The organism is Streptomyces phyllanthi (assembly GCF_009377205.1).
GTDB classification, from domain to species: Bacteria; Actinomycetota; Actinomycetes; order Streptomycetales; family Streptomycetaceae; genus Streptomyces; species Streptomyces phyllanthi.
On record NZ_VJZE01000412.1, the window covers coordinates 1 to 8,365 of the forward strand.

Sequence of the window (8,365 nt, forward strand, 5' to 3'; positions counted from 1 at the left end):
GCTCGGGAGGGTCCCGGCGCCGGGGGGAGGGCGTCGGGACCTGGCTTCGGATGCCGGTCTCGTACCGGTCAGGTTCCGGTCAGGCCGTGCGGATCGTGCGTGCGGGGTGCGCTGTGACGCGGCGCTCCGGCCTCAGGGGCGGATCGTACGGCGACACGGCGAATCCGGCATGGTGCGGTGGCTCATCGTGCGGTGGCTCAGGCCCGTGGTCCCGGGCCACGCGGCTCCGGGCCTGGAGGTTTCATGGGCCCGGAAGTCTTGTGCCCGCGAAGGGCGGAGTTGAAGCGGCGGAACACGGCCAAGTCCGCGCCCGGGGCCGCGCGCCCGCCCCGGAGTGGTCCTCCGGGGCGGCGGGCGACACCCCGCACGTCACGCGGCCGCGTCGAACCCCGTGTCGCGGGCCAGCTTCTTCAGCTCCAGCAGCGCGTGCTTCTCGATCTGGCGGATGCGCTCGCGGGTGAGACCGTGCTCCTTGCCGACCTCGGTCAGCGTGCGCTCGCGGCCGTCCTCGATGCCGTACCGCATCTTGATGATCGACGCCGTGCGCTGGTCGAGCCGCCCGATCAGGTGGTCGAGCTCCTCGCTGCGCAGCAGGGTGAGCACCGACTGCTCCGGCGAGACCGCCGAGGTGTCTTCCAGCAGGTCGCCGAACTGGGTCTCGCCCTCGTCGTCCACCGACATGTTGAGCGAGACCGGGTCACGGGCCCAGTCCAGCACGTCCGAGACGCGCTCCGGGGTGGAGCCGAGCTCGGCGGCGATCTCCGCGGGCTCCGGGTCGCGCCCGTTCTCGCGGTTGAACTCGCGCTGCACGCGGCGTACCCGACCGAGCTCCTCCACCAGGTGGACGGGCAGACGGATGGTCCGCGACTGGTCGGCTATCGACCGGGTGATGGCCTGACGGATCCACCAGGTGGCATAGGTCGAGAACTTGAAGCCCTTGCGGTAGTCGAACTTCTCGACCGCGCGCACCAGGCCCGCGTTGCCCTCCTGGATCAGGTCGAGAAGGGGCAGGCCGCTGCGCGGATAACGCCGGGCCACGGCCACGACGAGCCGCAGGTTCGAACGGATGAAGACGTCCTTCGCGCGCTCGCCCGCGGCGAAGAGGGCTTCGAGCTCCTCACGGGTGGCATCCGCCTTGGCCTCCTCCTCACCGTCGAGGATCTGCCGCGCGAACACACCGGCCTCGATGGTCTGGGACAGCTCGACTTCCTTGGCGGCGTCGAGCAGCGGCGTACGCGCGATCTCGTCGAGGTACATGCCGACCAGGTCGCGGTCGGCGATCTCGCCGCCCGAGGCGCGAACGCTGAGTGCCGCGTCGTCTCCGCCGGTGGCGGACGTACGACGGGCGGCGACGGCACGGGTTGCCATGCGTGCTCCCTTGCGATGGTGGGCTAGCGGATGGTCCTGTGGCGCTGGAGACACCCTTCCGGGTGCCCGGCATCCGATGGAAACAACGACTGGAATCAGGACAGAATTCCCAACCCGCACCTCAATTTTTCTGATCATGCAGTACCCTGTCGGGCCGCGAGGAGGAGGACGGATGGCGTCAAAACGTACAGAGGTGCAGGTCAGGCCGGGGGGCGAGGCGGACCTCGACGCCCTCACAGCCATCTACAACCACTACGTACGTGAGACACCCATCACATTCGACACGGCCGTCTTCACGCCGGAAGAGCGGCGCCCCTGGCTCCTCTCCCACCCTGTAGACGGACCGCACCGCCTGATGGTTGCCGCGGACACGGACTCACAGGAGATTCTTGGCTACGCGACGAGCAGCGCTTTCCGAGTGAAGCCCGCGTACGCCACGTCCGTGGAGGCGAGCGTCTACCTCGCACCCGACGCCGGCGGGCGGGGCATCGGGACGCTGTTGTACAAGGCCCTGTTCGAGGCGCTCGGAGGTCAGGGCCTGCATCGGGCGTACGCGGGGATCGTGCCGCCGAACGAGGCGTCGACACGGCTGCACGAGCGCTTCGGGTTCCGGTACGTCGGCACGTACCGGGAGGTCGGGTACAAGTTCGGGCGGTACTGGGACGTGGCCTGGTACGAGAAGGAGCTGTAGCGGGCCGGGTCCCCCCGGGCCTGGTTCTCGCACGCATTACAGCAGCCCTGCACGTCACAGCAGCCCTGCACGCCGTCACAGCCTGTGCACCTCGACCGGGCGGACCGCTCCTACCCGAACTGCACCGACCGCTTCGCCAGCCCCATCCAGAAGCCGTCGATCACGGACTTCTGCGCGTCCAGCCCGCCGGAGGCGTCCGCGGCGCCCATCGTCACGAAGAGGGGCGCGAAGTGTTCGGTGCGCGGGTGGGCCAGCAGGCCGGACGGGGACTTGCGGGTGAAGTCGAGGAGGGTGTCCCAGTCGCGGTTCTCGAGGGCGCGGTGACCCCAGTCGTCGAACTCCACCGACCAGGACGGGATACCGCCCTGCCGCAGCGCCGCCAGGTTGTGGGTGAAGAAGCCCGAGCCGACGATCAGGACGCCCTCGTCACGCAGGGGCGCCAGCTTGCGGCCGATCTCCATCAGCCTGACCGGGTCCAGGGTCGGCATCGAGATCTGCAGGACCGGGATGTCGGCCTCGGGGAACATCTCGACCAGGGGCACGTACGCGCCGTGGTCCAGGCCGCGGTCGGGGATGTCCTGCACCGGCGTACCGGGGGCGCGCAGCAACTTGCGCACGGACTCGGCGAGTTCGGGGGCGCCCGGGGCCTCGTACTTCACCTGGTAGTAGTGCTCGGGGAAGCCCCAGAAGTCGTAGACGAGCGGGACGGTCTCGATGGCGCCGATCGCCAGCGGGGCCTCCTCCCAGTGCGCGGAGACCATGAGGATCGCCCTGGGCCGCGGCAGCTCCGCCGACCAGGCGGCCAGCTCACCCGGCCAGACCGGGTCGTCGGCGAGTGGCGGCGCACCGTGGCTCAGATAGAGGGCGGGCATGCGCTCCACGGTGGGACGTTCCTCTGCGACGGCGGACATGGCTGCGGCTCCCTCCGCGACGTGGGGCTCACGCTTCGGGCCCGAAAGACACCAAACCTGAAGAAACCCGAAAAGATCTGAAGACATCTGAAGAACCCTGAAGACATCATTGAAGTCTCAAGTTATTCGTCGTACAGGTTACGCCTTATTTGTTCAAATTTCAAGGAGGGGCCTCGTACAGTAGATACATGAATACGGCATCCGCTGACGGGCCCCGCTGGCTCACCGACGAGGAACAGCGCACGTGGCGCGCGTATGTGCACGCCTCCACCCTGCTGGAGGACCATCTCGACCGGCAGTTGCAGCGCGACGCGGGCATGCCACACGTCTACTACCACCTGCTCGTGGTGCTCAGCGAGGCACCGCACAGGCGGCTGCGGATGACCGAACTGGCCATGCGGGCCAAGATCACACGGTCGCGACTCTCCCATGCCGTGGCCCGCCTGGAGAAGAACGGCTGGGTACGGCGCGAGGACTGCCCCTCCGACAAGCGCGGGCAGTTCGCGGTGCTGACGGACCAGGGGCACGAGGTGCTGACGCAGACCGCGCCCGGCCATGTCCGCGCCGTACGGCAGGCGATCTTCGAGCGGTTGTCCCCCCAACAGCGGGAGTCCCTCGGCGAGATCATGGAGATCATCGCGGAGGGACTCCAGCCGAAGGATGCGGGGGCGGACCTGCCCTGGTTGCGGTAGGGCTCTTCGAGATCGATCGTGAGCGATCGACAGCGGTGTCGATCGGGTGCGGCCCTGTGCTGACATCGATATCAATCGGGTGCGGCCCTACGCCGACCGATAGGCGGACGGCGCACGCGTTCGGCGCACGCGGACGGCGCACGCGGACAGCGCACGCGGACGGCGTACGCGGATGGCGTACGCGTCCGGCACTGGTCAGTCGGGGGCGCCCCTACGCTGGCACCGATATCAATGCGGGTGCGCCCTCCGCCCGGCTCACCGGGAGCCTGGCGGAGGGCGCGTGTCCGGGTACGGGTGCCTCAGTGGGCGATCACCGGCACCTTCGGCTCGTCCTCCGCGCCCTCGCCCGCGCCTCCGCCCGAGGCCGCGACCGACGCCGTGTCCGGGCGCCCGGTGGTGATGAAGGTGAAGGCGATGGCCGCGGAGAGGACGAGGATCCCGACGGCGAACCAGATCGCGTTGGTGTAGCCGTGGACCATGCCCTGCAGCTGGACGAGCTGCTGCTGGGACCTGGAGGTGGCCCCCGCGATGTGGTCCGTGACGTAGGCGGTGGTGGCCGAGGCGGCGATGGTGTTCAGCAGGGCCGTACCGATCGCGCCGCCCACCTGCTGCGAGGTGTTGACCATGGCGGAGGCGACGCCTGCATCCCGCGCCTCGACGCCCTGCGTGGCGAGGGACATGGCCGGCATGAACGCCGTACCCATACCGAGGCCGAGCAGCACCTGCGCCGGGAGCAGCAGGGCGGCGTACGAGGAGTCGGTCTCCATCTGGGTCAGGAGCAGCATGCCGGTCGCGGCGACCAGGAAGCCCGGGACCATCAGCAGACGCGGCGGGACCCGGGTCATCAGCCGGGTGCCTATCTGCGTGGAGCCCACGATCATGCCCACGATCATCGGCAGGAAGGCAAAACCGGTCTCAACCGGTGAGTACCCCTTCACAATTTGAAGGTAGTAAGTCAAGAAGAGAAACAGCCCGAACATGGCGATGATCGCGAGACCGAGCGAGAGGTAGACGCCACCGCGGTTGCGCTCGGTGACCACGCGCAGCGGCAGCAGCGGGGCCTTGACCTTGGACTCGACGAGGACGAAGGCCGCGAGCAGGACCGCCGACGCGACGAACATGCCGATCGTCAGCGAGTCGCCCCAGCCCTCCGACTCGGCGCGGGTGAAGCCGTAGACGAGGGCCACCAGACCGAGGGTGGAGAGGATGACGCCCGGGATGTCCAGCGAAGAGCGGTTGCGGCCGCCCTCGGGCTCACGGATGACGAGGAACGCACCGACCGCGGCGAGGGCCGCGAAGGGGATGTTCACGAAGAACGTCCAGCGCCAGTCCAGATACTCGGTGAGGAAGCCGCCGAGGATCAGGCCGACGGCGCCACCGCCACCGGCGATGGCACCGTAGATGCCGAACGCCTTGGCACGCTCCTTGGCGTCCGTGAACATCACGGCCAGGAGGGAGAGCGCGGCGGGGGCGAGCAAGGCGCCGAACACGCCCTGGAGGGCACGGGCACCGAACATCATCGCCTCGTTGGTGGCCGCGCCACCGAGCCCGGATGCCGCGGCGAAGCCGACCAGCCCGACGACGAAGGCCTGCTTGCGGCCCCACAGGTCGGCGATGCGGCCCCCGAAGAGGAGGAGGCCACCGAAGGCGAGGGCATAGGCCGTGACGACCCACTGCCGGTTGCCGTCCGAGATCCCCAGGTCCTGCTGGGCGGACGGAAGCGCGATGTTCACGATGGTCGCGTCCAGGACGACCATCAGCTGGGCGAGCGCGATGAAGAGGAGCGCCTTCCAGCGGCCCGGGTCGGGGGCCGGCACCGCCTTCGGGGCGGGGGCCTGGGCTGTTTCAGACATGGGGGTACCCACTTCGGAACGTCGTAACGAAAAAAAACGAAAAAAAACGGGAAAACGGGAAAACGGGAAAGGGCGTTGGAAAGCGCGGCTCGTCGGTTCTGACGCCCTCGTCAGGACGACGGCCGGGAAGCTCGGTGTGCGTGGCGCTCAGTGAGTGGAGCCAGTGGATCCGCGTGACAAGTGAGCGGAGCTCGGTGCGTCGTGGTCGTGCCTCGTCCGTGGGTCAGGCCTGGCGCAGCTCCTCCATCGTCGTCGACGCTCCCGGCAGGACGGAGCGGGCCGGAGCACGCAGGCCGTCCAGGAACAGCTGAAGGTGGCGGTGGACGAAGCGGTCGGCGTTCAGGCACGAGGCGCCCGCCGGAGGCCGGCTGAGCTGGGCCACCGCGATCATCAGGTCACCCACACCCACGTCCGCACGCAGCTGCCCGGCAGCCCTCGCACGCTCCATAAGTGCCTCCACCAGCTGCTCGACCCGCCCCCTCGCGGCCTCCAGATCCGGGTGGTCCTGGTCGAAGGCCGAGGAGATCATCGGGCACAGCGCGCCGATCCGCTCCTCGGCGGAGGCGTGTACGAAGCGGGACAGCGCCTCGAAGGTGTCGCCGGTGCCGCCCGTCTCGGTGAGCGCGAGCTCGGCGGCCTCCGCGATTCGGCCGAGGACCGAGCAGACCACCTCGCGCACCAGTGACTGCCGGTCGGGGAAGTTCCGGTACAGCGTGGCATTGCCGACGCCGGCCCGACGGGCGATGTCGTCGAGCGGCACCTCGACGCCGTCCTCGACGAGCATGTCCCGGGCGGCGGTGACGATCCGCTCCCGGTTGCGCAGGGCGTCGGCGCGCGGCCGGGGCGCCTTGCGCGGTGCGGGGGTCGCGGTATGCACGGCTACTCCTTGTACTCCTTGACCGGCTGCCTGCCCGTGGAGGGGCTTGGCGTTGACTGGCAGGCCCGTCTGCGCGTGGACGGGCTTGTCCGGGTTGGCTCGGGCTGGCTTGTCGGGTTGGCACGGACGGGCTTGTCCGGGTGGCGTTGGCGGGCTGGATGCGATCCGGGGATGGTTTCCCCGTTTCGCTCGGACACAGGGCTAAACGGGGAAACCATCCCCGGTTATTTCGCCCCCGGCCATCTTTCACTTGTGACCCGCATCACACCTCTACCGGCGAGAAACCCACGATCGGCCTCTTCCAGCGCGCGCCCACACGCCCCTCGACACAGGGTGATCGCAAGGGTGCAGCCAGAGACCGGCGGCTGCCGTGGAGCGAAGGGGCCAGGCACATGCAGCCGCCCAGCCGTCGGATACGCACCGCCCCTCAGGGCCCGCGCCGTCGCCTGCGCCACAGTCGACTCCGCCAGCCGCGCACCGGACGCACACGCCCAGGCCACGTGCACGAGGACCCCCTCGACACCGCCCGCATAGGCACCCGTCCGGGCAGCCACCAGGGCAATCGTCTGGGCAACCGCCTGGGCAACCGTCGGCTGGCCGCGCTCGCCGCGGTCACCGCTCTCACCCTCGCGGTCAGCACCGCCGCGGGCAACGGGCGTCTGACGCCCGAGCCCACGAAGGCCGCCGGCGCCACCCCGCTGAGCCACCGCTCGACGCTCGCCCCCTGCGTGATCAGCGGCCCGTCCGGAGTGCAGATGTCGGAGGGCATACCGACCCCGTCCGGCTACGCCCGCTCAACCGGCACGGTCCGCGCCCTCAACCTGATGATCGACTTCTCGGACGCCCCCGCCACGGGCAGCGCGCTCGACCGCCTCGCCGAGTTCGCCCCGCAGACCCGCGCGTGGTTCGCCACCAGTTCGTACGGCAAGCTCGACTACCGCCCCGAGGCCCCGATCGGCGAGTGGCTGCGCATGCCGCAGTCCTTCCGCGCGTACGGCATAGAACGCGGCGCCCCCTTCGAGCCCGGCTACCGCGAGCTGGTCGAGGACATCGTGGCCGCGGCCGACCCGGACGTGGACTTCAGTGAGTACGACCTCGTGAACGTGCTGGTCACCCCGAACGCGGGCCCCTCCGCCCTCGACACCGTCCTGTCGGTGACCTTCGCGGGCAACCGCGAGGCGCCCGTCGCCGACGGCGTCCCGGTCGCCAACACGTCGTTCGTCTACAGCCGCCAGGACGACGGCTCCGGCTCGTACGCGGAGACCGGTTACCGCGTACTCCCCCACGAGAACGGCCATGTCTTCGGGCTGCCCGACCTCTACACCCATGAGGGCGGGGGCGCCGTCGGGCACTGGGACATCATGAGCGAGGACTGGGGCGTCGACAACGACCTGCTCGGCTGGCACAAATGGAAGCTGGGCTGGCTGGAGGACACCCAGGTGAGCTGCGCGACCACGCCCGGCACCACCGAGTACACGCTCACCCCGCTCCCCCGGCGCGGCGGCGCCAAACTGGTCTTCGTCCCCGTCGACTCCCGTACGGGGTACGGGATCGAGCTGCGCGTCCGCGGGGGGAACGACGCGATCGTCTGCCGCCCCGGCATCCTCGTCTACAGGGTCGACACGGCCGTCGACACCGGGGGTGGGCCGGTACGGGTGCACGACTCGCAGCGCGACAGCGGTGGCTGCACCCGCAGCCCCAACGTCCACGCGGAGCTCTCTGACGCCACGTTCGTCCCCGGCGAGGCCTTCGAGGACACGCGGTCGGGGATCAGGATCAAGGTGGCGGGCGCGGACATGGAGGGGAACTACCAGGTGCAGGTGACGCGGCGGCGGTAGGGGTGCGACGGAGCGATGCGGCGGCAGCGATGCGATGGCGGCCGCGGTGGGCCAGTACCGGCGGACAGCAGGGGCCGGCAGTTGGGCGGCCGGGAGCGGTTGCTGCGGGCCGGGATCATCTGGTGGGAGTTGGGG

Annotated in this window: 7 protein-coding genes; 3 read left to right on the forward strand and 4 right to left on the reverse strand. The window is 69.7% G+C overall.

What is annotated here, in order from left to right; all coding sequences use genetic code 11:
• Positions 1-369: 369 nt before the first annotated feature.
• Positions 370-1,368 carry a sigma-70 family RNA polymerase sigma factor gene (locus FNH04_RS36195; RefSeq protein ID WP_152790078.1) on the reverse strand — a complete coding sequence of 333 codons (999 nt, stop codon included), beginning with the start codon at positions 1,366-1,368 and terminating at the stop codon, positions 370-372.
• Positions 1,369-1,540: 172 nt separating this feature from the next.
• On the opposite strand from FNH04_RS36195, the gene FNH04_RS36200 reads away from it, so the two are divergent.
• The gene (locus FNH04_RS36200) at positions 1,541-2,059 is read left to right on the forward strand and encodes a GNAT family N-acetyltransferase (RefSeq protein ID WP_152790079.1); all 519 of its coding nucleotides are present in this window, start codon (positions 1,541-1,543) and stop codon (positions 2,057-2,059) included.
• Positions 2,060-2,169: 110 nt separating this feature from the next.
• Here the strand turns inward: FNH04_RS36200 and FNH04_RS36205 are convergent, their stop codons facing one another.
• Complete coding sequence (locus FNH04_RS36205; RefSeq protein ID WP_152790080.1) at positions 2,170-2,970, reverse strand: dioxygenase family protein; 801 nt, start codon at positions 2,968-2,970, stop codon at positions 2,170-2,172.
• A gap of 188 nt (positions 2,971-3,158) precedes the next feature.
• Between FNH04_RS36205 and FNH04_RS36210 the strand changes: the two genes are divergently transcribed.
• On the forward strand, positions 3,159-3,662 hold the full coding sequence (locus FNH04_RS36210; RefSeq protein WP_152790081.1) for a MarR family winged helix-turn-helix transcriptional regulator: 504 nt from the start codon (positions 3,159-3,161) through the stop codon (positions 3,660-3,662).
• Between the two features lie 299 nt (positions 3,663-3,961).
• Here the strand turns inward: FNH04_RS36210 and FNH04_RS36215 are convergent, their stop codons facing one another.
• On the reverse strand, positions 3,962-5,515 hold the full coding sequence (locus FNH04_RS36215; protein ID WP_152790082.1) for an MFS transporter: 1,554 nt from the start codon (positions 5,513-5,515) through the stop codon (positions 3,962-3,964).
• A 223-nt stretch (positions 5,516-5,738) separates the two neighbouring features.
• Entirely contained in the window at positions 5,739-6,392 is a 654-nt protein-coding gene (locus tag FNH04_RS36220) for a TetR/AcrR family transcriptional regulator (protein WP_322724832.1), read from the reverse strand.
• A 593-nt stretch (positions 6,393-6,985) separates the two neighbouring features.
• Between FNH04_RS36220 and FNH04_RS36225 the strand changes: the two genes are divergently transcribed.
• On the forward strand, positions 6,986-8,230 hold the full coding sequence (locus tag FNH04_RS36225; RefSeq protein WP_152790084.1) for a M6 family metalloprotease domain-containing protein: 1,245 nt from the start codon (positions 6,986-6,988) through the stop codon (positions 8,228-8,230).
• Positions 8,231-8,365 lie beyond the last annotated feature (135 nt).

Excerpts from the sequence above, each read along its gene's own strand:
- FNH04_RS36195 (WP_152790078.1), bottom strand. The coding sequence starts at position 1,368 with ATGGCAACCCGTGCCGTCGCCGCCCGTCGTACGTCCGCCACCGGCGGA.
- FNH04_RS36200 (WP_152790079.1), top strand. The coding sequence starts at position 1,541 with ATGGCGTCAAAACGTACAGAGGTGCAGGTCAGGCCGGGGGGCGAGGCG.
- FNH04_RS36205 (WP_152790080.1), bottom strand. The coding sequence starts at position 2,970 with ATGTCCGCCGTCGCAGAGGAACGTCCCACCGTGGAGCGCATGCCCGCC.
- FNH04_RS36210 (WP_152790081.1), top strand. The coding sequence starts at position 3,159 with ATGAATACGGCATCCGCTGACGGGCCCCGCTGGCTCACCGACGAGGAA.
- FNH04_RS36215 (WP_152790082.1), bottom strand. The coding sequence starts at position 5,515 with ATGTCTGAAACAGCCCAGGCCCCCGCCCCGAAGGCGGTGCCGGCCCCC.